Source organism: Lysinibacillus telephonicus, assembly GCF_003966145.1.
In the GTDB taxonomy this organism is placed as follows: Bacteria; Bacillota; Bacilli; order Bacillales_A; family Planococcaceae; genus Ureibacillus; species Ureibacillus telephonicus.
The window spans coordinates 1-24,107 of sequence record NZ_RXNR01000013.1 but is presented as its reverse complement, the minus strand read 5'-3'; the positions used below and the strand labels follow the sequence as shown (position 1 = coordinate 24,107).

The following is a 24,107-nucleotide window of genomic DNA, read 5'->3' as shown; positions in this document are numbered from 1 at the left end:
CTATTTTAATTTACATATCATTCTCTAATTATTTCATGGTGAGCTTAACAGTAGTTAGTTATGAAGAAATTTGATCCTGCAAGGGCATTACAACAATAATCATCTACATTTTCATTAGTTGATAGAGTATGAATATGAAATAACCTTTTTTAAAGAATAGAGAGAGGTAATTTTCCAAGACAGTTATATTCTCAACCTTGATTTAAAATTTTCTTTTTCTCTTTTTCGAATTCTTCTTCAGTTAAAATGCCTTGTTCTTTTAATTTTCCGAGTTTTTCAAGTGCTGCGTACTTATCTGATACTGCAACAGTAGAAAATGAAACTGTTGTTGTTCTAAGCGTATCACGAACCATGTGGATTTGATTCATAACAATATTTATAAAATCTCTTAACCGTTCAAATGGCATTAAATTGTCGAATTTCTTACGGCTTATTCCTAGATCGATATAGAGTTCATTTTCAAACAAACCGTCTTTTGCTTGTGTTATGCCATTCATACTTCTATAATCGAATTCTTCATAAAAAAATTGTTTATTTCTACCACGACTACTAACGAATACTAATCGTTGATCGGTAGCTATTAACAATCCCTTAATTTCACGATCCACTGTTTTATCGTATTCTGCAATTATAGAAAGTAAAAATTTTTCATTGGAACGTAAGACGTATTTTTCGAAATAAACGATAGAATCTTTATAGAGAGAAAATAGGGAGCTTTTTCCAAAGCCTGTGCCAATGTATTTCTCTTGTAAAATTTTTTTATCTTCTTTTTCAATGACGTTAACTCCTAATTTTACTGCTAATTCCTCTTTTACTTGGCGTAGTTCCTCTTGTTTTTGTCTTTCTTTCTCTATTTGTTCAGGTGTTTTTTCATGTGTTCCTAATAATTTTTTAAAAAAACTCATTTTACCACCCCATTGTTTTATTTAAATAGGTAAGTTATTACATTACCCATAAATGAAAAAAATTTACAATATATTTTGCTAAATATTATAGCATAGGCGGAATCTGTTGTGAGAATGGGAGAGTTAAAAGTTTCCATAATAATATTCAAGAGACTGAACAGAGCTTGCCCTTGAATCTGGTACTCAAAATTACCGAAAAATCTTTCTTAGTATTGAATCTATTGTAAAATATAAGTACGTTGATTCTCTGTATTCATATGATGAAGGAGTCTTTTATGAAAGAGTATTTTACTATTGGGGAAGTATCGAAGCTATTTAAGGTGAAAATTGCAACACTTAGGTATTATGACGAGATTGGTCTTTTACGTCCAGAATTTATTGATAAAAAGACCAACTATCGATATTATTCGACGCAGCAGTTTGAAAGGCTGAATTCAATAAAATATTTGAGGGCTTTAGATTTGCCAATAAGTGAAATTATCGATTTTTTTAACTATAGGGAAGTGGACACGCTTATAGAAATGCTAAAGAAGCAGGAGACCGAAGTTGCTAAAAAGAAGCGGGAATTGGAGATCATTGAGACTAAAATTTCCCGCCGTTTATTGCAAATTCAAGACGCCATTAGTACACCTTTAGATAAAATATCGGAAGTAAAGCTTCCTAAAATGCGAGTAGCATATTTACGACAGGAATATGTTATTGGAGACGATATTGAAATACCTATTACAGAATTAAGGAATAGTTTTGGCATAAACGGGGAAATTTTCTTAGGGAAAATAGGACTCTCTATTTCGAGTTCTAATTTAATAGCTAATAAATTTGATAAATATTCAAGTGTTTTCATGGTGCTAGAAGAAGGAGACCAGATAGAGTCTTCTTCTATTGTTATACCAGAAAGAGAGTATTTAAGAATTCGATTTAAAGGAACCCATATGGATGCAGCAAAATATTATAAAAAATTGCTTTCATATATGAAAGAACATCAATATGAACTGATCGATGACTCGATGGAAATAACACTGATTGATTACGGTATTACAAATGATGTGGAAAAATATGTAACAGAATTATTATTACCGTTTGCCACTCTTAATCTTAGCATTTATTCAAAATAGCAACTTGACCCTCTAGTTACTAGAGGGTTTATTTTTATTTCTAGAAATAAAGTAAAGGAGAAATAAATAAATGTTTGGAACCATTTTTAACACGATGATGATAATAGTTGGAAGTATTGTTGGAAGTATCTTTAAAAAGGGAATAAAAGATGAGTATCATGATATTCTTATGCAAGCCATGGGATTAGTAGCCATGGGGTTAGGAATAAATGCAATCGTGCAGCATTTGCCTTCAAGCAAGTATCCAGTACTTTTCATTGTAAGTTTAGCTTTAGGGGGATTGATTGGTGAAAAGCTAAAGTTGGAATCAAGATTCAATGCTTTAGTTAATAAATACTCAAAGGGTAATTTAGCTGAAGGGCTATCGACTGCAATTTTATTATTTTGTATTGGAACACTATCGATTTTAGGTCCTGTGGAAGCAGCATTAAAGGGGGATTATACATATCTTCTCGCAAACGGCATGTTAGATGGCATTACTTCAATTGTACTAGCGTCCACTTTTGGCATCGGGATAGCGGTTGCAGGTATAGTTTTATTCGTATGGCAAGGATCCATCTATTTAATTGCTATTTTAATGGAGAATTCATTAAATAATGACCTTCTGAATGAAGTAACAATTGTAGGTGGAATTTTAATTTTAGCGTCAGGATTAAGTATTTTGGGGATTAAGAAATGTAACACTTTAAATCTTCTGCCCTCGTTAATCATTCCCCCTATTGTATTTTTTATAATTCATTTAGCCAATTAGCTTTTACTTCATTTTGAAGAGGAGATACTAAAAAATTTTATTAATTTTTTTGTCAAAATTACACGTTTATACTTACCTGTATTAAGAAATAGCCATAGATTATACTATCATGAGTTAAAGGGGGTGTACGTATGTCATATAACGTAGGAGGAAGTTACGACTATTGCAACAACTACAATGATGTAGCAGGCAGCTATGATTATTGCAATAATGTAGGTGGCGCTTACGATAGAAAAGACAACAAAAAGGACTTTGTGCTTATTGTTGTACTATTTATCCTATTAATTATTATAGGTACTGAATTTAAAAAATGGTGTTAGGCTAATTTATTTGTGCTAAAAAATTGAATTTAATTTGTCCACTTTAATAAACCCCTTCAAAAAATCCCCAAGCATAAATTACCGTATTTACGTAATTGTTTACGTGAATACGGTATTTTTTATTATCAGTCACTCTAATTTTGAGGAGCTATGACCCTAAATTACTAATATTGAGTCATCTTTCTTAAAAAGAACATTATTAAACTAGTCAATGTGAGAGCCGCCGTTAATATCGATTTCCTCACCAGTAATATATCCAGCATCCTCGCTGCATAAAAAAGCAATCGCACTAGCAACATCATTTACGTTTCCGATTCTTTTTGCAGGAATACCTTCGGAAATTTCTTTCAAAATGTTAGGATCATCTAGTAAGTTACCAGTAATCCCAGTACCAATCATGCCAGGTGCTACACTATTTACAGTAATACCGTGTTCGGCAACCTCTCGAGCAACGGCTTTAGCGAAGCTCATAACAGCACCTTTTGTTGCAGAATAATGTGATCCTCCGAAAACACCACCGCCACGTTTAGCAGAAACAGATCCTAAATTTACAATCCTGCCATATCTTTGCTGAATCATAGATGGTAAAACAGCTTGTGTCATATAGAAGGTTCCATTAACATTTACTTTGAAGAGAAGGTCAAATTCAGAAGTAGAAATATCTAAAATTCTTGTTGGTCTTGTAATCCCTGCGTTATTGACGAGAATGTCGATTTTTTCGTGCTCCTCAATTATTTTATTTACTATAGAATTTACAGCTTCTTGATTTGTAACATCCAATAAAGCGCCTTCAGCAGAATGTCCTTCGTTTACAAGGATATTTGCTGCATGTAATGCTGCTTTTTCATTAATGTCGGCAATAATTACATGCGAAAATTTAGCTAAATATTTAGCCGTAGCAAAACCAATCCCATTTAAGGTAGCTGCACCTGTAATAATAGCAACTCTTTTCAATACATCAAGCCCCCTTCTTTTATAAGAAAGGTTAAACGTTTAACTATAAAATATACCGAAATTTCTAATAAGTCAATTTCTTTTTGTTGAATTTCTTACTTTTAGTAAAAGTTCTACTTTTTCTTCTTGTTCAAAAGGGTGGTTATTCAATATATTAAATAACTTATGAGCAGCTTTTCTTCCAATTTCCTTATTTTCAACGTGGATAGCAGTAACAGATGGTTCAATCAGCTCAGCACTAGCAAAATCCCCGAAACTTACAACACCGATTTGTTCTGGGCATTTTAACTTTAATTCTTTTATCTTCATAAGACATCCAATTGCCATAAAGTCATTTAATGCAAATACTCCGTCTACATCTGGATGTCTTCTATAAATTTCTTCAAATGCCTTTGCACCGCCTTCTACAGTTGCGAATCCTTGTTCAAGAAATAGAGTATTAGTATTTGAGAATTCAAGGAGTGCCTGTTGACATCCTTTTATACGATCAAAGGTTGGATTGATTGTTTTTTTAGAGTATATGATGGCGATTTTTTTATAGCCTTGACTTAATAAATGTTTCGTTGCTAGATAACCGGCATTAAAATCATCAGCTGTCACTTTAGGTAAAGAGAGTGCCGTGTCATAGCGCAGAACTTGGACAATTGGTAATTCTTTAAACAAATCCTGATATTTAGATAAAGATGAACTATTGACAGGACTTATTATTAAACCCTCAACCCTTTGAGCAATTAAAAGTTTGATCGCTTCCTTTTCATAATCTAAATTTTCACTTGTATTAATAAAAAGCATTTCATATCCATTAGAACGTATTACATCGGATAATTCCATAATAATTCCTGAAACATAATGGTCTTGAATGCTCGAAACCATGACACCAATAGTTTTTGTGTGATCGTTCCTTAATTTTTTAGCATTTTCACTTGGAATGTAATTATATTTGTTAATAACATCCATCACTTTTTTTGTTGTGGATTCACTTAATTTTTTTGTCCCATTTAAGACATGTGAAACACTTGCTGTAGAAACCCCAGCTTCTTTAGCAATATCTTTAATTGTAATGCGCATTTTATTTACCTCCGATATAAGGAAAAATCGTATTTTAAGAGAAAATATTAAACTGAAAAGATAGAAAATTTTAAAAATTGTTGAAATTAAATTCTTGTTTTGGTATCTTATTCAAGAAAGGTTAAACGTTTAACTACAATTTGAAAGGATGATTAGGATGTCAACCCAGACAGAATCTAAAATTCTATTAATTAATGAAAAGGCCAAAATGTCTCGTATTGAAACAGTACGCTTGATTGAAAAGGCGGGCAGTGGCCACTATGGTTCCTCTTTTTCATCTTCTGAAATCTTTGCAACACTATATTATCATGTTATGAACTTTGATGCTAAGAACCCTAAATGGCCAGATCGAGATCGATTTGTAATGGGAAAAGGGCATGCAGCAGTTGGCTTATATCCAATTTTACAAGATTTAGGATTTTATTCTAAAGAACTTTTAGATACGTATGTAAGCTTAGGAAGTCCGTTTGGTGATCACCCAGATATGAATAAAATTCCTGGAATTGATTTTAGTTCAGGTTCTATCGGACACGGATTGTCTGTTTGTGTAGGGATGTCATTAGGAGCTAGGATAGACGGAAAAAAATATCGTTCTTTTTGTTTAATGGGAGATGGGGAATTGCATGAAGGCCAAGTTTGGGAAGCAGCTATGAGTGCAGCTAATTTCAAGTTAGGTAACCTCGTAGCAATTTGTGACAATAATAAAGTTACGGTTGATGGAGTTATTTCGGAAATGATGAGTATTTATCCTATTCGGGAAAAATTTGAAGCTTTTGGTTGGCGGGTTGTTGAAGTAGATGGCCATGATGTTAAAGCTCTAATTGAAGTGTTTGATTCGTTACCAGATGTCGATTCAGAAGTTCCAACTTTAATTATTGCAGATACATTATCAGGAAAAGGTGTATCTTGGATGGAAAAAGGATATGAGTGGCATGTAGCAAATTTAGCACCAGTTGATATTGAACGGGCAATTAAAGAGATTGAGGAGATGGAATAGTATGGTGAATAAAAACTTGACTGAATATTATGGAAGTCTATCTCATTTGGATAATGAAAGTTGGGAGCTATATAGAAGTTTAGAGCTCGCAAAAGAATTAACTGCCGGGGAAACACTGGCAAAGCTTGGTGATGAACACCCAGAAATCGTAGCTTTATGTGCTGACCTAGGAAAACCGACACGTTTAATTGATTTTGGAAATAAGTATCCAGATAGATTCTTTAATTTCGGATTGGCTGAAAAAAACATGGTAACAGCAGCTGCAGGATTGGCTACAACAGGTAAAATACCCTTTGTGGCAACATACGCATCCTTCTTAGGTTTATTGTGTGCGGAACAAATTCGTACAGCTGTAGCATATCCAAATTTGAAAGTGCGCTTAATTGGAACCCATACCGGAATTGCAATGGGTTATTATGGATCTTCTCATCATGCGACTGAAGATATTTCCATTGTTCGGTCTATGGCGAATATGACGGTTATTTCACCTTGTGATGGTACATCTCTAGCAGATTTAATTGAAGAATCTGTAAAAACATATGACGGACCAATTTATTTCCGAGTTAGTAGAGGTCGGGAAGATTCAGTCTATAAAAATCGTAATATTAAAAGCAAGATTGGAAGAGCGAATGTTCTACGTGACGGAAATGACATTGCCATAATTGCCTGTGGAGTTACAGTTCAATGGGCACTAGAAGCTGCTGAAATTTTAGCAGCTGAAGGTATTCAAGCTAAAATTATCGATATGCATACGATTAAACCAATTGATGTGGATTGTATTTTACAAACGGCAAAAGAAGTTGGAAACATAGTAACAGTAGAAGAACATAATATTATGGGTGGACTCGGCAGTGCTGTTGCAGAAATATTAATGGAAAATGGTGCTCATTGTAAATTTAAACGTCATGGCTTAAATGATGAGTATTCAATTATTGGAAAACCGTATTATTTATATGGCTATTATAAATTAGATGGTAAAGGAATTGCAGAAGTTGCAAAAAAACAATTATAGAATTTGATACTGGAGGTATTGCTATGAAAGTTGCAGAATTTGATAAGATTCGCAGTATTGTAATCAAGCAAGGACAACCTCCAAAACATAGTGTAGGCGAAGTGCTAGTAAAAACATTATTAACTGGTATTTGCGGTTCCGAGGTACATGCGTATCTCGGTACACATCCTTTTCGCTTACCGCCTAGTGTTTTGGGACACGAGGTAATTGGTGAAATTATTTCAGTAGGAAAGGGATGTAAGGGCTTACAAGAAGGGGACTTAGTAGTAATTGAACCGCATTATGGCTGTGGTAAGTGCTTTGCCTGTGAAAATGGAGATTACAATTTATGTACAGAGAAAACGATATTGGGAACTGTAAAATGGCCTGGTTCTTTCGGGGAACAGTTTGTTGCCCCTGCCCAGTGTGTTTATAAAATTCCTAAAGAGTTTGACTCTCGGTATATTTTAGTCGAACCATTAGCAGTTGGATACCATGCTGTAAAAAAAGCTGAAATACAAAAAGGTGAAAATGTATTAATTATTGGTGGAGGTCCCATTGGTATATTAACAGGTGTTGCAGCAAAAGAAGCTGGTGCAGAAAAAATATATATTTCTGATATTGCAGAACTAAATTTAAAAACGGTAGAAGATTTAAATATTGGTGAAGCCATCAATTCGCTGAAAGTGGATTTAGAAGAATATTTAAAAAATCAAGTAATCCAACATGTATTTATTACAGTTGGTATTACAAAAGGGATTGAAGATGCTTGTAAATTAATAGTTAGAAAAGGAAAAATTATTTCAATTGCTTTATTTGAAAAATCTGTTCCACTTGATTTCAATCAAGTAATGATTAAAGAGATACAAATTTTTGGATCTTCAATGTACACACAAGATGATTTTGTAAATTCAATAAATCTAGTTAATAGTTCTAAATATCCTTTAGAAAAAATAATTACAAAAACTTATAAGTTTAATGATATACATCAAGCGATGGAAGACTGTGTTCTTAAATCTCGAGAAACCATTAAATCTGTTGTTGATTTTACAAAGTAATGAAATTTTTTAGTGTAAAAAAATTAGGGGTGATTATATGAGAAAGTTCTTAATGATTTTGTTTCTAATTACAGTTATAGGGGTATTAGCAGCTTGTAGTTCTAGTGAAGAGGATAGTGCTTCTGCAGATGGAAGTTTAACATTAAAATTTGCCCATGGAGCAGCTGAAGATAACCCCCGTCATTTAGGTGCATTGAAATTTAAAGAATTAGTTGAAGAAAAATCAGAAGGCAAAATAAAAGTTGAAGTATTTGGCAATGAAGTATTGGGCACTGAAAGCCAAATGGTAGAGAACTTAGAAATGAACGATTTAGATATTGTAGCTTCTTCAACATTTACACAATACGAACCAAAAATTAATTTATTTGGTTTACCATTTTTATTTGAATCAAGTGAAAAAGCATGGGAAGTATTAGATGGTGAATTGGGACAAGAGATTTATGGATCTTTAATTGATAAAAATATCAGAATAATCGGACACTTCGAAAATGGTATGCGTCATGTAACATCAAATAAAGAATTAGTAGAAAAACCTGAAGATTTAAAAGGGTTATCAATTCGTACACCAGAGATTCAAATTTTAATAGACATTTTCAACCAAGTTGGAGCAAATCCAACTCCAATGGCATTTGGTGAACTTTATATGGCATTACAACAAGGTACAGTTGATGCCCAAGAAAATCCAATAACAAATATTTATGCTAGTAAGTTTTATGAAGTACAGGATTATTTATCGCTAACGGGACATTCTTATAGTTCCACTGATATTGCTATTAGCGACCAGTTATGGTCTTCATTAACAGAAGAACAGCAATCATTAATTCAGGAGTGTATGGATGAAGCAGTAGCATACCAACGTGAGCTAGTCCGTACTCAAGAAGAGGAGTTTCTTAAAGAAATGGAATCAAATGGAATGCAAATAAAAGAACCAAGCAAAGATGAAATGCGTGAGGCTACAAAAGGGGTCTATGAAAAGTATTCAAACGAGTATGGAGAAGAACTTGTTAACCGTTTGATGGAAGCTGCACAATAAAGAGTTGGATGGTGATAAAAAATGGTGGTGTTGCGTTGGCTAGATAAGCATATAGAAGAAGTAATTTTAGTTATTTTAAGTATATTGACCGTCGTTATTGTATTTTTCCAAATTGCATCACGAAACCTTTTAAATTTCTCTTTAATTTGGGCAGAAGAATTAGCTCGATATGCTTTCATCTGGATGATTTATATAGGGGTAGCATATGGAGTGAAGAGAAAAAGACATATTAGTGTGGAAGTCTTAAATATGATCTTAGGCAAAAAGGGAAATAAAGTATTAGATATAGTAGCTAATATTTTATTCTTGGTATTTGCAGTAATTGTAACTTATTTAAGTTTTTTAGTTCTAGGAAAAGTAAATCGTGTATCTTCTGCCTTAAGTTTACCTATGGAATTTGTTTATGCTGCTCCATTAGTTGGCATGTTGTTGGCGAGTATTAGACTAATACAACAAATCGTAAGTCAAGTCAGGAATTTTAATAAGGAAGAGGAAGTAACAGAAGAGAAGGTGGTGCCAAAAGTATGACTACTTTAATTTTATTCGGGAGCTTTGCCATCTTATTATTCTTAAGTGTACCAATCGGTATCGCATTAGGAATGGCATCACTTATCACATTATTTTATTCTGAGATTACGTCATTGGAGTATTTGGCCCAAACATTAGTTTCTGCAACAGACTCTTTTACATTAATGGCAGTACCGTTCTTTATCTTAGCAGGGGAAATTATGGGGAAAGGTGGCATTTCCAAAAGATTATTTGAACTTGCTAATGTTTTTGTTGGAAGATTTACAGGTGGTTTTGCAATGGCCGCTGTATTAACATGTATGTTTTTTGCGGCCATCTCTGGCTCTGGACCGGCTACAGTTGCTGCAGTGGGTGGAATTATGATTCCTGCAATGGTGAGTTATGGATACGATAAAAAATTTGCAACTGCTGTTGTAGCTTGTTCAGGAGCTTTAGGAATTATTATTCCACCAAGTATTCCAATGGTTGTATATGGGGTTTCTGCTAGTCAATCAATCGGAGACTTGTTTATTGCAGGAGTTATTCCCGGAATTGTAATCGGTATTTTATTAATGGCATGGGCATATATTTATTCACGCAAGATGGGCTATACGGGAGTAAAGGAAAAAATGAGTGTGAAGGATAAATGGAAAGTAATTAATGACTCTAAATGGGCAGTATTTGTTCCTATACTAATTTTAGGAGGAATATATGGAGGTATTTTAACGCCCACAGAAGCTGCCGTTATCGCGGTAGTTTATGCACTCATCATTGGCATGTTTGTTTATAAAGAAGTAAAGATTAAAGATATTGCACCAATTATGTATGAATCTGCTTTAACATCAGCAACGATTCTACTAATTATTGGAACAGCAAGTACATTTGGGAAAATCTTAACGTTGGAGCAAATTCCTCAAATGGTTGCAGAGGGTATATTAAGTATTTCTGATAGTCCGTTTATAGTTTTATTGTTGATTAATCTTCTGCTTCTTTTTGTAGGTATGATAATGGATACAACGGCGGCTATTATTTTATTAACCCCAATATTATTACCGATCGCTACAAAAATTGGGGTCGATCCTATCCATTTTGGTATTATCATGATTGTAAACTTAGCTATTGGCTTCATTACACCGCCAGTAGGTGTAAATCTATTTGTTGGATCCAGTATTTCTGGTATAAGAATGGAGGTTCTTGCGAAAGCATCTTTACCATTTATGTTTTCTATGTTACTAGGTTTGACTTTAATAGTAGTCATACCAGAACTTTCATTGTTTCTGATAGATATTTTTAAATAATAATTTAAATGCGATAAAAGAATAAAATTGCGGCAGAAATTAAAAGAGTCTATTCCCGGGCTAAAAAGATAAAAAACTTTTAACTACTCTGGGTTATATCAGTGGCTAGAAGTAGTTTATTTTAATATATCACTAGGTCTTTTTGACCTAGTTTTTTATATTTTTATGGAAGTAAACACACTTCTGGGTTCCCTCCTCTGAGGAATTCCTGAAGCGGAAGATGTCAGCGGACATAGTGCTATTCCTTGCCCCTGATGAAGCAGATTTGTTACTGGTGCAGAAATAGCCTTTGACGGTGGACAAACTGTGAAGTAATTCAATATAGTGTGGTCAAACATGTAATTAAGCTCAGAGAGTACCCTCACTTTCTGAGCTTTTTATAATTGTAAGGTTACCATGTAAGTAAAAAAATGTAGGTATATAAAATTCAATCGGCGATTTCCTGAAACGAGAAACAGCGTTTTTTATTTTATGCCAGAAGAGTTTAAATTGGATAGCTACGGTATTAATAACAATAGTTTTTAAGGTATTTCCCTTGAAAATTTATCAGAGCTCATTCTAGATTAAAAGGTTTGTTTATATAAATAGTATTGTAGGTCTGAGTTTTCCATTTTTTCATTTTGTAAGCGATTACTTACATTGGGGGAGGAAAAGAAATGTTAAGCATGATTGGGTTAGTAGGTGGCCTTTTATTACTAATCGTCTTAACAATGAGAGGGATGAACCTTCTTGTTACTGGTCCACTAAGTGCATTATTTGTAGCAGTTTTAAGTGGGATGCCTTTATTTCCGCAATTAGCAGAAGAAGGACAAGCAAACTTAGTTGGTAGCTATATGGGCGGATTTACAAGCTTCGTAACTTCTTGGTATCTCATGTTCTTGCTAGGTGCAATTTTCGGAAAAGTAATGGAGGACAGTGGAGCAGCAAGCAGTGTATCACAGTGGATTGTTGACAAGCTTGGGATGAAACAAGCTGTGCTAGCAATTGTAGTGTCTTGTGCTGTATTAACATATGGTGGAGTAAGTTTGTTTGTTGTGGCTTTCTGTGTATATCCAATGGCCCTAAGCTTATTTAAACAGGCCGATTTGCCACGTCGATTTATTCCAGCAGCACTAGCTTTTGGGTCGGTTACATTTACTATGACATCTGCAGGTTCTCCAGAAATTCAAAACTGGATTCCTATTGAATATTTGGGCACAACTCCTTATGCAGGTTGGGAAGTTAGTTTAATTGTTGCTGTATTTATGATGATTTTTGGGTATTGGTGGCTAAAAAGGATGATTTCAAAAGCTGTTGCAAGAGGAGAGCGCTTCCTTACTAGAGATAATGATCCAATCGCTGAAAATCGTGATCTGCCAAATCCAATTATGAGTCTAATACCTCTAATCGTTGTATTAGCGATTTCGTTTATTTTCCATAATTCTTTACAACAATCAGCTTTAATTCTCGCTCTTTTAGGCGGGGTGATTGCAACTTATGTCCTTAATCGCAAATATTTTCAATCTTTTTGGAATGCAGTTTCGGACGGGACGATGGGAGCGCTTATTGCTATTGGTAATACAGCTGCCGTAGTAGGTTTTGGCGGGGTTGCCAAGGCAGTACCTGCATTTGAAGTTGCAGTTAATGCAATGACCAGCATACCTGGAAGTCCCTTAATCGGTGGAGCCATTGCAGTAAGTGTTATTGCGGGAATGACCGGATCTTCATCCGGCGGTCAGGCCATTGCATTGCCGCTTCTTGCTCCGCATTATATGGATATGGGAGTAAATCCAGAAGCGTTGCACCGGGTTGTTTCGATATCATCAGGTGCTCTGGATTCACTTCCTCATAACGGATATGTTGTCACAACAGTCAGAGCGATTTGCGGTGAATCACATCAAGATGCCTATAATCCAGTTGGTGCCTTAACTGTTATTGTACCTGCACTTGGAACAATATTAGCCATTATTTTATTCTCACTTGGAATAGGAATTTAATAAATAGGAGGTCCACTCTTTTGGTAAAAGATAAAGTTGTTTTTGTTACTGGGGCAGCACAAGGAATAGGGTTTAAAATTGCAGAAGCCTTTGCAAAAGAAGGGGCGAAAATTGCTCTAACTGATCTAAATTTGAAAAAAGTACAAGAAGCTGCAAATAATCTTAGTGATCGAGGATTTGAAGTGATTGGAATTGCTTGTGATGTATCAAAAGAGCATGAAATAATTGAAGCCATTAATCAGACAAAAATCCACTATGGAAGCCTAGAAATATTAATTAACAATGCAGGCTTACAGCATGTATCGATGATTGAGGATTTTCCAACCGAAAAGTTTCAACAGTTGATTCAAGTCATGCTTGTTGGTTCCTTTATGACAATAAAACATGCACTGCCAATTATGAAAGAAAATCGTTTCGGCCGTATTATTAATATTGCATCCATTAACGGTTTAATCGGCTTTGCCGGTAAAGCTGCATATAATAGTGCTAAACATGGTGTCATTGGCTTAACGAAAGTAGCGGCGTTGGAAACAGCAGAATATGGAATTACGGTTAATGCACTATGCCCGGGTTATGTAGATACACCCCTTGTAAGAGGACAATTTATGGACCTTGCCGAAACGCGAAATATATCTGTGGAAAAAGTATTAGATGAAGTACTATATCCGTTAATTCCGCAAAAAAGATTATTAGATGTTTCTGAAATAGCGGATTATGCACTCTTTTTAGCTAGTGAAAAAGCTAAAGGAGTAACTGGTCAGGCGGTTGTGTTAGATGGAGGCTATACAGCCCAGTAGTATTCCTATTTTACTACCTTATAAATAAAGCTCAGAGAGTCGATTCACTTTCTGAGCTTCTTGTAATTCACTCAATCGAATAAATTTAAATAGTTATCTTTCAATTACTTTAGGATTAATTACAATGGAAATCTTGAGAAGTCATTAAACTTGGATAACTTGATTTTTAGAGGGTTGTTTCAAAGGGATATTTCTAAAGTTATTTGAATTTTATTCCTTAACCATTTCTATGCCTAATACAAATTTAGAGCTGTCATTATAAACTTGTTCTTCCGCTATAACTATGTCTATGGGGAGTAGATCCGTCTACAGTAGTAACACCACTAAATTCATGATAATGTCCGCCGTTAGGAAGAGGAATTGCTGGACCGGTAACTCCACGAATTTCATGTCTATGTCCTTCATCAACAGATGTAAAGGTGAAGTATCTGTGTGTATGTGGTACACCACTTGGCGCTGGTTCTGTAGTTCCTGCATATCTGTGGTTATGTCCTACATCAAAAGAAGTAACACCTCTAAATTCATGGACATGGGCAGGGACGGGTCTTCCATCCCAGGAAGTGATATAAAGGTGATGGGAATGCATTGGATCTGAATCGTCTGAATGATACATAAATCCAGAAATAGGAATTTCCAAAAGTACGTCTCCTTTTATCTTTTTCTATACTTTATGTTAATAGCCTAAATAACGATACAAATTAAAAAACTACTTAATTCTCTCTAAGGTATTGTTGGAAGTTGCCCTAGAAGAAATCAAATTAAACATTTCACAAATTATTCCTTTAGTGTAGATACCTAATTATAAAGACATCTAATTTTTTGATTTTATTGGTTATATACATAGAAGGTTATAATTGCTAATTTAGGCGAATGTGTAGACTGTCAACCCTTGCTTTGCATAACCTATACCGAATTCGGAAGGAGGAAAAAGTTATGCAACAATTTGATTACGATCGAGATGACAGATACGACGATGACTACGACTATGACAGTTATGGAAGACGTCGTAGAAGAAGACGTCCTCGATATCCATATCCGTTTTTCCCAATATATCCCGTATATCCATTTTATCCTTTCTACCCAATTTACCCGCCATACTACCGCCCACTATATTACCGTCCATACGGCTACTAGATAAGGAACCCACTATTAGTGAATAGAAACGGCAGAATCTCTAATAACAGATTCTGCCGTTTTATTGAATTCGACATTCCTTGTATTCATGCCATTTATTATGAATTGCTTAAATAATAATTGATTTTATAAAGATATAACCCATACCTATGAGCATTGCTTGTTTTAAGTAAAAAAAAGATTTGTCACCTGTCGTTAAATTGAAGTTGACCGTTTTCGTTATTCAAAGCTTCTTGTTTATAGTCATTTTTAGAAAATATAAACGTCCAAGGCATACTGACATTAGGTGGTATCGTTAATGCTGGAAGGGTAAATTCTTTTTCTGCAACGACCTTCTCATGTGTACTATATACTAATCGCGTGTTATGAAACGTCAAAATCGTATCAGTAAAGTTATGTACTAATACCGTAACTAAAAGCTCATTTTTGTAGTTAATTGATTTTCGGATAGGGGTGAATAGTACACCGGAAGTTTTCTGCCCCTTTGTCTCATTAAAAATCTTTTTAATCAGGATTCGATCATGAGCAGACAATGCTTTGTTCCAAGATGCTTCAAATTGTAGCTGTTGCATATTGAAAACCTCCTATTCAAGCTAAGTGTATCATAAGTAGTTTAAGCAAAGATAATCGTAATAATTTCAAACTAATCGTGATAAAAATATAGTATAATAATATTTTGAAACTATCAGGATATCCTGTAAATATGTATGATAGGTGGAAAGTAAGATGAATTACCAAGTTTTATTATATTATCATTACACAACAATAGAAAATCCAGAAGCTTTTGCGGAGGAGCATTTACAAGCATGTAAAGATTTAAACTTAAAAGGCCGTGTTCTAGTTGCGGCAGAAGGAATTAACGGCACCGTTTCAGGTACAGTACAAGATACAAATGCTTATATGGATATGATGAGAAATAATCCTTTATTTGAAGGCATTGTGTTTAAAATTGATGAAGCAGAAGGACATGCTTTCAAAAAAATGAAATGTCGACTACGTCCTGAGCTTGTAAACTTAAGTTTAGAAGATGATGTGAATCCAAAAGAAATAACTGGCCGTTATCTTTCTCCTGCTGAATTTATGGAAGAAATGCAACGCGAAGATACCGTTGTGTTAGATGTGCGGAACACATATGAATATGATGTTGGTCATTTCCGCGGTGCTATTCGTCCTGAAGTGGAAACATTCCGTGATACACCTGCATGGGTACGTGCAAACCGGGAATTATTTGAAGGGAAACGTGTGTTAACCTATTGTACGGGTGGAATCCGCTGTGAAAAATTTTCAGGCTGGTTAAAAAGAGAAGGCATTGGTGAAGATGTCGGTCAATTACACGGGGGCATTGTTACTTATGGAAAGGATCCCGTTGCAAAAGGCCAGCTTTGGGACGGTCAAATGTATGTATTTGATGAACGTATTACCGTACCAATTAATCAAGTAGAACATGTTGTTGTTGGTAAAGACCATTATGATGGTACACCATGTGAACGTTATATTAAATGTGCCAACCCTGAATGCAACAAACATATCCTTGCTTCAGAAGAAAATGAAGCCAAGCATCTTGGTGGTTGTTCACTTGAATGTGCGAAACACCCTCGCAATCGCTATATTGCCAAACATAATCTTTCAGAAGAATATGTGATAGAAGTTATGGAACAGTTAGAAGTGCGGTTTGGGACTTCCGTTTAATTAACAACTGAGTAGAACCTTAAATGTAGAGCTAATAAATTAATTTGGGAACAAATTAGTTTATTAGCTTTTTCTAAATTTCGCAACTACAGTTATGATGTCGATATATCGGGAATATAATAGGTTGTACTGTTATCGTCTAATTTTGTCTTGCATTATTTGTGCTGCTTCTTAAATAGGTGAAGGATAGAAAATGATGCGAAGGAAGTGTAATGTTGGCGATTTTAAATCCTCAATATGCATTTTTAGAGGCTGATTACCTTAATCCTAACTTGAAACAAGTAAAATCGAAATTTGAAGATCTAGAAATAGTAAAGGATTGTGAGCTAGTAGCAAGCGCTCACTCAAACTCAATCTTAAAAATCATTCCACCGAACTTATACTTAAAAGTAAACTCGTTGTCTTATTTTGTTACATGTAGATATTTATTGCATTGCAATTCTGTTGATCGGAGAGGTATTTTCCTGTTAAAGTCCCTCAATCTCTTGCCAAATTAGATCATTCATCAATAGTAAAAAAATTATTCTAAGAGAATAAGTAAACAGATGTAAAAGGACATTAAACTTCAAAACATTTTCGCTGTATTTTTTTTTAATTTGATTGCAATGAGTGTTTTTTGCTTAGAGGCTGTCCCAGAAGTATATATTCCAAACTTCTGGGACTGTTTTCTTTATTGGAAATTTCCTTGATACTAGGATTTTTGCGCGTTTCGGATACAGAAACAAAGACATCTCACTCCTTATGAAGAAGAAGTAACGGATAAGTTATGACGCTATTAAATTAGGAATATAATACATTAAAGATTATCGGCTAATTTCGTAATGCATTACTTGTAGCTGCTTCTGAAAGGTTAAGGAACAGAAAATGATGCGAAGGAAGTGTAATTTTGACGATTTTAAATCCTCGATATGCATTTTTAGAGGCTGATTACGCGAATCCTAACTTAAACCAAGCATTATGGAATCTTGAAGATTCATCAGAAATAGAAAACGAAAGTGGGCTTATTGCTAATGCTCACACGAACACAATGTCAAAAATCATTCCACCGAACGTATATCTAAAAATAAGTCCGTTGTTACCATTTCTTAATTCGTTGCCTGTAGATATTTATTGTATTGCTATTCTATTGTTAGGAGAATTCTTTTACAAATAAAGGGCTGAAAAAACCATTTTAAACTTATAGGTTTTAAAGTGGTTTTTAATTTCTTAATTCAGGAGTATACAAAAACTGCTTGCATGTTTGTGTACAAACATATATTATTTGTATACAAAGAAAATGTTTCCAGAACAGTAAGGGTGGTTAGTATGTCACAAACTGTAACAATTCGTTTTTCAGATGAAGAATATGACTATTTAGAAGATGTAGCAAAGGAAGCAGAGCAATCACTTGGAGCGGTAATTAAAGATTTAGTACTTCAAGAGTTAGGGTATGAAACGACTGGTGTAAAAGTCTCGATTTTCGCTATTCATGAAAAAGCAAAACATTTACAAGCAGGAACAGAATTTAAAATTCGCGATTTATTTTCGAAAATTGAATGGTCTAATTTCACAAAAAGTTCTCGTCTCTCGGTTGGAAGGGAATTTCTTAAAAAAGTAAAAACAGATTTATATTTTTCCGACGAGTATGAATTTGTAAGAAAAGATTCAGATAATGCTGTAGTTTACAGAAAAAGATAATAAATATTTTATTAGCTCGAACAAAGAAATGTGTCTTTTGGCATAAACTGCAAGATTTACAAATTTTAACCTTCATGGTTTACTTATAATAACAGCAAAGATTAATAGAGGGTGATTATATGAATGAAAAGTTAAATCCGTTTTTATCCGTTTGGTTGCATCCGAAAAAAACAGCTCGGTTTGTTATAGAGAATAAGGGTTTTCCTTATGCGCTTTTAACGGTAGCTGTTAGTTATATCGGAGTTTTCTGTGCTTCCTTGATCGATACAGAACTTTATCCATTGCTTCCATTATGGGGAATATTATTAATACTTCTTATCCTTTCACCAATATTCGGAATTATTTCAAATGCAATTTATGCTTTAATTGTTTGGCCAATGGGAAAGCTTTTTAACGGTGTTGGTACATACCAAGACATGTTTAAAGCATTATCACTAATCGCCATTCCTTATATTATATTAATTCCTTTTTATATCATTTGGATGTTTACAGATCCATTAAGTTTGTTCTACACTGATATGGAAGGTAGTTTAGTTCTTCCAATTATTACATTATTGTTTACAGTTGTTGTTACGATTTGGTGTATGGTCATTTCAATCGGGGTAGTTGCAGAAGCACATAAAATACCGAATTGGCAAGCTTTCTTGACAATCGTAATTCCTACTATTATATTTACATTTTTGATTATTATTGCAATAATCGTTTTAGCTTTAATTATAGTAGCGATAGGCGCAATTTTTGGATACTAGCAGAGAAATTCTGCTAGTTTTTTTGTATAAATGAAAACCCCCTGCTATGTAGGGGGTTCCGGAAAGCTTATAGCTATGGACATAAAAAAAACTCCAGTCGTACAATAAAGTCAGGTCTGGTCAACCGACTTCGTACGAAAGGAGCTCCAAAAATGGATAACAAAAGTTTAGCACATACAACGTGGAATTGTAAGTATCACATTGTGTTTGCACCGAAATATAGAAGACAAGTGATTTATAGTCAAATAAAGGCTGATATAGGAAGAATCCTGCGACAATTGTGTGAAAGAAAAGGCGTGGAAATCATAGAAGCAAGTGCATGTCCCGATTATATTCATATGTTAGTAAGTATTCCACCGAAGTTAAGTGTATCAGGATTTGTAGGTTATTTAAAAGGAAAGAGTAGTTTAATGATTTTCGATCGACACGCCAATCTGAAATATCGATATGGAAACAGGAAGTTTTGGTGCAGAGGATTTTATGTGGATACAGTAGGAAGAAATAAAAAAACAATACAAGAATATATTAAAAATCAATTACAAGAGGATATCCTGGAAGATCAAATGACAATGAAAGAATTCATTGACCCTTTCACAGGAGAAGAAATAAAGCGAAGAAAGAAATAAAAAAAGCCGCTTTAGCGGCAAAGTGAGGAAATGAAGTGCGGTTGGCGGACCTTTCAGAATGTCTTTAGACAGGAGCCAGTAACCCAGCGTTTCACGCGAAGAGCAAACCACCAGTTATACTGGTGGTTTTGACTTATATTCAGCAATGTCTAAGCCTATAACTAGTAGCCTTGGAAGACATTTAAGAAAGGGCATCGGCTGTTGAAAACTATGAGCTCTTTTGTGAAGAACGAGACATTTGTCGAGATGTCAATGTTTGAAATGAATTGATAGAATATTTATATTCTTATAGAATTAAGAGAAAAATGAATAAAAGGATGTTGTTTTATGGGGAGAGTATCACTGCAAACAAAAATTTTGGCGTTAACATTATCATTAAGCTTCTTTATAATTCTCCTATTAACATCTTATTTTACCTATATGAATGGTAAACAAATAGCAGATGATCGTGGTCGATTAGCCTTAGAGCTATCTAAATCAATTTCTTTTATGCCCACTATTATCGAAGCGTTTGAATCAGAAAATCCATCCGAAACGATTCAACCAATTGTCGAGAAAATTCGTCAAAAAACAGGCGCTGAATTTATCGTGGTTGGAAATCGGGAAGGGATTCGTTATTCTCACCCTCAAGTATCGGAAATTGGAAAGAAAATGGTAGGCGGGGACAGTAAAAGAGCGATCGAAAACGGTGAGTATTATATTTCGGAAGCACGTGGTTCCCTTGGTCTTTCCATGAGAGGAAAATCACCTATATTTAACGACAACGGAGACATCATTGGGGTCGTTTCTGTCGGTTTCTTAGTAGAGGATATAGAGCGACAAATATATAAGGATGTGTCAAAGGAGCTTGTTATTTCTCTTGCAGCTCTTATTGCATCTATCATTGGGAGTTTTTTACTTGCAAAAAGTATACGAAAAGATACTTTAGGGTTAGAGCCATATGAAATTGTTAATTTATATAAAGTAAAAAATGCTGTACTGCATTCTGTGCAAGAAGGCATCTTGTCTGTTGATAAAAATGGAACGATTACTTCGATGAATCAGCGAGCAAAAAGTTTACTTGGAATAAATGGTTCAGTCCGACATTTAAAGGTTGATGGGTTGTTTCCTTCAAATTACTTATATGATGTGTTGAATTCGGGAGAACCTCAATTCGATAAGGAAATGACGTGGAAACGTAAAACAATCATTGTAAGTTGTACACCGATCTTCGATGAAAAAAGTGTAAGTGGTGTCGTCGCTGTATTTCGAGAAAAGACGGAAATAGAGCAAATGATTAACAAATTGTCTGAAATGAAAACTTATTCAGAAGAGCTGAGAGCACAAACTCATGAATTTACTAATAAATTATACGTGCTGTCCGGGTTGCTGCAACTAGGTGAGTATAAAGAGGCAATAGAGATGATTCAAGGTGAAACGTCTGAGCTGAAATTCCAGAATCAAATTGTGTTCGAGCAGATTAAAGATACAAAAGTTCAAGTAATCTTATTAGGGAAATTAGGGAAGGCGTCTGAGAAAAAGATTTTGTTTGAAATTGATCCAGAAAGCTACATTAATAAACTCCCTAAGCATATCCGGTTGTCCCAATTAACGCTTATACTTGGTAATATAATAGATAATGCCTTTGAGGCTGTTTCTGCCACAGATAAACCATTAATTAAGTTTTTTGCCACAGATATAGGCGAAGATATTATATTTGAAGTAATTGATAATGGAAAGGGAATAGCAGATGAAGACATGCACTCACTTTTTGAACGAGGCTTTACTTCAAAAACTGGAGATAATCCAAGAGGATATGGACTGTCGAACGCTGATAGTGCAGTAAAAGAACTGGGCGGCATTATCGAGGTGCAAAACGGAAAAGAAAACACTGTTTTCACAGTGTATCTTCCAAAAACTGTTAAGGGGGAAGGGCATTGAAAATAAAAGCAGTTATAGCAGAAGATGACTTTCGAGTAGCCGCTATCCATGAAAAATTTTTAGGGAGCTTTGAAGGAATAGAAGTAGTTGGGAAAGCACTAAATGGCAAAGACACTATCGAAATACTGAAGCAAGAAAAACCTGACTTGCTTCTTCTAGATGTGTACATGCCGGACCAGCTCGGTACCGATTTGTTGCCAGTTATACGTCAACAATTTTCAAATTTAGATATCATTATGATCACAGCTGCTACTGATAAAGAATTATTTGTAAAAGCACTTCATTACGGGGTAGAGTATTTTTTGATAAAACCAGTAAAGATGGAACGGTTCAATCAAACAATTGAAGAATATCTAAATAAGTCTCAGCTTATACAATCCAAACAGGAGGTAGACCAGGATTTTGTAGATCTTATCTTAAAAAAATCCGCTCCTTCTAATGACACGAAAGAACACTCATTGCCAAAGGGAATCGACGAAATTACACTAGTCAAAGTAAGAAAAGTTCTTGACGCTAGTAGTACAAGCCTATCAGCAGAACAAGTAAGTGAGCAAATCGGTGCTTCGAGAATAACAGCAAGACGTTATTTAGAATATTTGATCACTGTAAAAGAATGTAAAGCTGAAGTTGTATATGGTGTTGTAGGAAGACCTGAGAGAAGGTATTGCAAAATTAAATAGGAACTTCATTACATGGGCACTCAATTTTTGAGTTGCCCACTTTTTTATTGGAATTGTTTCCGGCTTACTTTAAAAAGGACGTAAAGAAAATTCCGTGAACACAATGAACAAAAGTTTCTAAATGTTCTTAAAATACATTATTTTGCAATCGCTTACAAATTGAATATTCTAATCTACAATTTATTTAAAGGGAAAATAACAGAATGTTATTTAACTTTTTAAGGGGGAGGAATAATTAATATGCTAGCTTTATTAGGATTTTTAATGATTATTGTATTTATGGTTTTAATCATGTCCGGGCGGCTTTCTGCAATGATAGCTTTGATCACTGTACCAATTGTCTTTGCAATCATTGGCGGGTTCGGAAGTGAAATGGGACCTATGATGTTAGAAGGAATTAAAAGTGTCGCTCCAACAGGAATTATGATTTTATTTGCAATCCTGTTTTTCGGTACGTTAATTGATGCAGGAGTTTTTGATCCGATTATTAATACAATTCTAAAGATTGTAAAGGGTGACCCTGTAAAAATTGCAATAGGTACAGCAGTTTTAGCCCTTCTTATTTCCTTAGATGGTGACGGTACTACTACATATATGATTACAATTTCAGCAATGCTTCCACTTTATAAAAGAATCGGGATGCGGCCAATTATATTAGCGGGGATTGCTGTCTCAGCTTCAGGTGTAATGAACCTTCTTCCTTGGGGCGGGCCAACAGCAAGGGTAATGACAGCTCTGAATCTTGAAATGTCTGATGTTTTCACACCAGTTATTCCTGCTATGATTGGCGGGGCAATCTTCGTTCTGTTTATGGCGTTTATGCTAGGAAGACAAGAAAGAAAAAGAATCGGTATAATAGAAGTCGATTATAAAGCAATGATTCAGATTGCAGCTACAGCGGAAGATGCACATCTTAAGCGACCTAAATTAATCATTTTTAACTATGCCTTAACGATTATTCTTTTAGTGGCATTAATTACTGAGCTATTCCCACCTGTTGCATTGTTTATGCTTGGTTTTGCAATTGCTATTACTGTAAACTATCCAAAACTAAAAGACCAAAAAGAACGTGTGGCAAATTATGCTGATAATGCATTATCTGTTGTATCCATGGTTTTTGCAGCAGGTATTTTCACGGGGATTCTTTCGGGGACTACAATGGTAGATGCGATGGCAAATACGGTCATTCAATATATTCCAGAATCAATGGGATCGCATTTTGCTATTATAACAGCGCTTATTAGTGCACCATTTACTTTCTTTATGTCCAACGATGCTTTTTACTATGGAGTACTTCCGTTGCTTGCCAAGGCAGGAGCGGTATATGGCATTGACCCATCCTTCATTGGAAGAGCTTCTCTTTTAGGTTTGCCAGTACACTTATTAAGTCCACTTGTTCCATCTACTTATCTACTAGTAGGGATGGTTGGCGAAGACTTTGGGAAATTACAGCGCATCTTCTTAAAATGGGCATTCGGTTCCACAATTGTTATGATCGTTGTTTGTGTAATTTTAGGAATTATTCCTCTATAAGCTAGAGGGAAATAAAAGAAACCTCTCCATCACTACATCTACAAATTGGTTGTACAAAGGAAGGATATTATTATATAATAATATAAGAATACAAGTGATTCGAATAAGATAACCGTTTCCGATAAGTGCTGGTAACACTTATTAATAGGAAACGGTTATTTTTTTATAGGATTTTCTAAAGATCTTTCCATAAAATCTTTATTATTTTGGTTCTATGTCAAATGTTGGGGTGAAGTGATATTACACGGCACCCCGATTATCCTAAATGAACCCCAATTTTCTTATATAAATTATTTAATAAAATTTTCGCTTTAAAGTGTTCATAGCTT

General features: G+C 34.6%; 25 protein-coding genes. 20 read left to right on the top strand and 5 right to left on the bottom strand.

The window, feature by feature from the left end:
- Positions 1-191: 191 nt before the first annotated feature.
- On the bottom strand, positions 192-905 hold the full coding sequence (locus tag EKG35_RS21125; protein WP_221766319.1) for an SHOCT domain-containing protein: 714 nt from the start codon (positions 903-905) through the stop codon (positions 192-194).
- A 275-nt stretch (positions 906-1,180) separates the two neighbouring features.
- Between EKG35_RS21125 and EKG35_RS06350 the strand changes: the two genes are divergently transcribed.
- From EKG35_RS06350 to EKG35_RS06340, 3 genes are all read left to right on the top strand, one after another.
- Positions 1,181-2,020, top strand: coding sequence for a MerR family transcriptional regulator (locus EKG35_RS06350; protein WP_126293606.1), 840 nt, complete (start codon positions 1,181-1,183; stop codon positions 2,018-2,020).
- Between the two features lie 70 nt (positions 2,021-2,090).
- Positions 2,091-2,771, top strand: coding sequence for a DUF554 domain-containing protein (locus EKG35_RS06345; protein ID WP_126293605.1), 681 nt, complete (start codon positions 2,091-2,093; stop codon positions 2,769-2,771).
- 131 nt (positions 2,772-2,902) lie between these two features.
- Positions 2,903-3,091 carry a YjcZ family sporulation protein gene (locus EKG35_RS06340; protein WP_126293604.1) on the top strand — a complete coding sequence of 63 codons (189 nt, stop codon included), beginning with the start codon at positions 2,903-2,905 and terminating at the stop codon, positions 3,089-3,091.
- Between the two features lie 204 nt (positions 3,092-3,295).
- Here EKG35_RS06340 and EKG35_RS06335 read toward each other — a convergent pair whose 3' ends face one another.
- Together EKG35_RS06335 and EKG35_RS06330 are read right to left on the bottom strand one after the other, a co-directional pair.
- The gene (locus EKG35_RS06335; RefSeq protein WP_126293603.1) at positions 3,296-4,045 is read right to left on the bottom strand and encodes an SDR family NAD(P)-dependent oxidoreductase; all 750 of its coding nucleotides are present in this window, start codon (positions 4,043-4,045) and stop codon (positions 3,296-3,298) included.
- Between the two features lie 72 nt (positions 4,046-4,117).
- Positions 4,118-5,113 carry a LacI family DNA-binding transcriptional regulator gene (locus EKG35_RS06330; RefSeq protein WP_126293602.1) on the bottom strand — a complete coding sequence of 332 codons (996 nt, stop codon included), beginning with the start codon at positions 5,111-5,113 and terminating at the stop codon, positions 4,118-4,120.
- A gap of 157 nt (positions 5,114-5,270) precedes the next feature.
- Here EKG35_RS06330 and EKG35_RS06325 point away from each other — a divergent pair, with 157 nt between their 5' ends.
- From EKG35_RS06325 to EKG35_RS06290, 8 genes are all read left to right on the top strand, one after another.
- On the top strand, positions 5,271-6,110 hold the full coding sequence (locus EKG35_RS06325) for a transketolase (protein ID WP_246020220.1): 840 nt from the start codon (positions 5,271-5,273) through the stop codon (positions 6,108-6,110).
- A 1-nt stretch (position 6,111) separates the two neighbouring features.
- Positions 6,112-7,122, top strand: a complete 1,011-nt coding sequence (locus EKG35_RS06320) for a transketolase family protein (protein WP_126293600.1) — start codon at positions 6,112-6,114, stop codon at positions 7,120-7,122.
- Positions 7,123-7,145: 23 nt separating this feature from the next.
- Positions 7,146-8,159, top strand: a complete 1,014-nt coding sequence (locus EKG35_RS06315; RefSeq protein ID WP_126293599.1) for a zinc-dependent alcohol dehydrogenase — start codon at positions 7,146-7,148, stop codon at positions 8,157-8,159.
- A gap of 37 nt (positions 8,160-8,196) precedes the next feature.
- Entirely contained in the window at positions 8,197-9,192 is a 996-nt protein-coding gene (locus tag EKG35_RS06310; RefSeq protein WP_126293598.1) for a TRAP transporter substrate-binding protein, read from the top strand.
- A gap of 21 nt (positions 9,193-9,213) precedes the next feature.
- Positions 9,214-9,720: a TRAP transporter small permease gene (locus tag EKG35_RS06305; protein WP_126293597.1), complete on the top strand. Its 507-nt coding sequence runs from the start codon at positions 9,214-9,216 to the stop codon at positions 9,718-9,720.
- Complete coding sequence (locus EKG35_RS06300; protein WP_126293596.1) at positions 9,717-10,997, top strand: TRAP transporter large permease; 1,281 nt, start codon at positions 9,717-9,719, stop codon at positions 10,995-10,997. Before EKG35_RS06305 ends, EKG35_RS06300 begins: the two co-directional genes overlap by 4 nt.
- Before the next feature lie 656 nt (positions 10,998-11,653).
- Positions 11,654-12,973, top strand: a complete 1,320-nt coding sequence (locus EKG35_RS06295) for a GntP family permease (RefSeq protein WP_126293595.1) — start codon at positions 11,654-11,656, stop codon at positions 12,971-12,973.
- A gap of 20 nt (positions 12,974-12,993) precedes the next feature.
- A complete protein-coding gene (locus tag EKG35_RS06290; RefSeq protein WP_126293594.1) occupies positions 12,994-13,770 on the top strand; it encodes a 3-hydroxybutyrate dehydrogenase in 777 nt (258 codons plus the stop codon).
- A 256-nt stretch (positions 13,771-14,026) separates the two neighbouring features.
- Here EKG35_RS06290 and EKG35_RS06285 read toward each other — a convergent pair whose 3' ends face one another.
- Entirely contained in the window at positions 14,027-14,407 is a 381-nt protein-coding gene (locus tag EKG35_RS06285; RefSeq protein ID WP_126293593.1) for a YmaF family protein, read from the bottom strand.
- 296 nt (positions 14,408-14,703) lie between these two features.
- Between EKG35_RS06285 and EKG35_RS06280 the strand changes: the two genes are divergently transcribed.
- Complete coding sequence (locus EKG35_RS06280; RefSeq protein WP_126293592.1) at positions 14,704-14,904, top strand: spore coat protein; 201 nt, start codon at positions 14,704-14,706, stop codon at positions 14,902-14,904.
- A 185-nt stretch (positions 14,905-15,089) separates the two neighbouring features.
- Here EKG35_RS06280 and EKG35_RS06275 read toward each other — a convergent pair whose 3' ends face one another.
- Positions 15,090-15,476 carry an SLAP domain-containing protein gene (locus EKG35_RS06275; protein WP_126293591.1) on the bottom strand — a complete coding sequence of 129 codons (387 nt, stop codon included), beginning with the start codon at positions 15,474-15,476 and terminating at the stop codon, positions 15,090-15,092.
- 154 nt (positions 15,477-15,630) lie between these two features.
- Here EKG35_RS06275 and trhO point away from each other — a divergent pair, with 154 nt between their 5' ends.
- The 8 genes from trhO (at position 15,631) to EKG35_RS06235 (ending at position 23,778) form a co-directional block, all read left to right on the top strand.
- Positions 15,631-16,593 (top strand): oxygen-dependent tRNA uridine(34) hydroxylase TrhO, encoded by a 963-nt coding sequence (gene trhO, locus EKG35_RS06270; protein ID WP_126293590.1) that lies wholly within the window; start codon positions 15,631-15,633, stop codon positions 16,591-16,593.
- 886 nt (positions 16,594-17,479) lie between these two features.
- Positions 17,480-17,746 (top strand): hypothetical protein, encoded by a 267-nt coding sequence (locus EKG35_RS06265; protein ID WP_126293589.1) that lies wholly within the window; start codon positions 17,480-17,482, stop codon positions 17,744-17,746.
- A 152-nt stretch (positions 17,747-17,898) separates the two neighbouring features.
- Positions 17,899-18,270: a DUF1413 domain-containing protein gene (locus tag EKG35_RS06260; RefSeq protein WP_185807662.1), complete on the top strand. Its 372-nt coding sequence runs from the start codon at positions 17,899-17,901 to the stop codon at positions 18,268-18,270.
- A gap of 119 nt (positions 18,271-18,389) precedes the next feature.
- Positions 18,390-19,019 (top strand): YIP1 family protein, encoded by a 630-nt coding sequence (locus EKG35_RS06255; RefSeq protein WP_126293587.1) that lies wholly within the window; start codon positions 18,390-18,392, stop codon positions 19,017-19,019.
- A gap of 152 nt (positions 19,020-19,171) precedes the next feature.
- Positions 19,172-19,645, top strand: a complete 474-nt coding sequence (tnpA, locus tag EKG35_RS06250) for an IS200/IS605 family transposase (protein ID WP_126293586.1) — start codon at positions 19,172-19,174, stop codon at positions 19,643-19,645.
- Between the two features lie 327 nt (positions 19,646-19,972).
- Positions 19,973-21,565 carry an ATP-binding protein gene (locus EKG35_RS06245; protein ID WP_126293585.1) on the top strand — a complete coding sequence of 531 codons (1,593 nt, stop codon included), beginning with the start codon at positions 19,973-19,975 and terminating at the stop codon, positions 21,563-21,565.
- Positions 21,562-22,245 carry a response regulator gene (locus EKG35_RS06240; RefSeq protein WP_246020218.1) on the top strand — a complete coding sequence of 228 codons (684 nt, stop codon included), beginning with the start codon at positions 21,562-21,564 and terminating at the stop codon, positions 22,243-22,245. The genes EKG35_RS06245 and EKG35_RS06240 overlap by 4 nt, the downstream gene beginning before the upstream one ends.
- Positions 22,246-22,485: 240 nt before the next feature.
- On the top strand, positions 22,486-23,778 hold the full coding sequence (locus tag EKG35_RS06235; protein ID WP_126293584.1) for a CitMHS family transporter: 1,293 nt from the start codon (positions 22,486-22,488) through the stop codon (positions 23,776-23,778).
- The last annotated feature ends 329 nt before the right edge of the window (positions 23,779-24,107 follow it).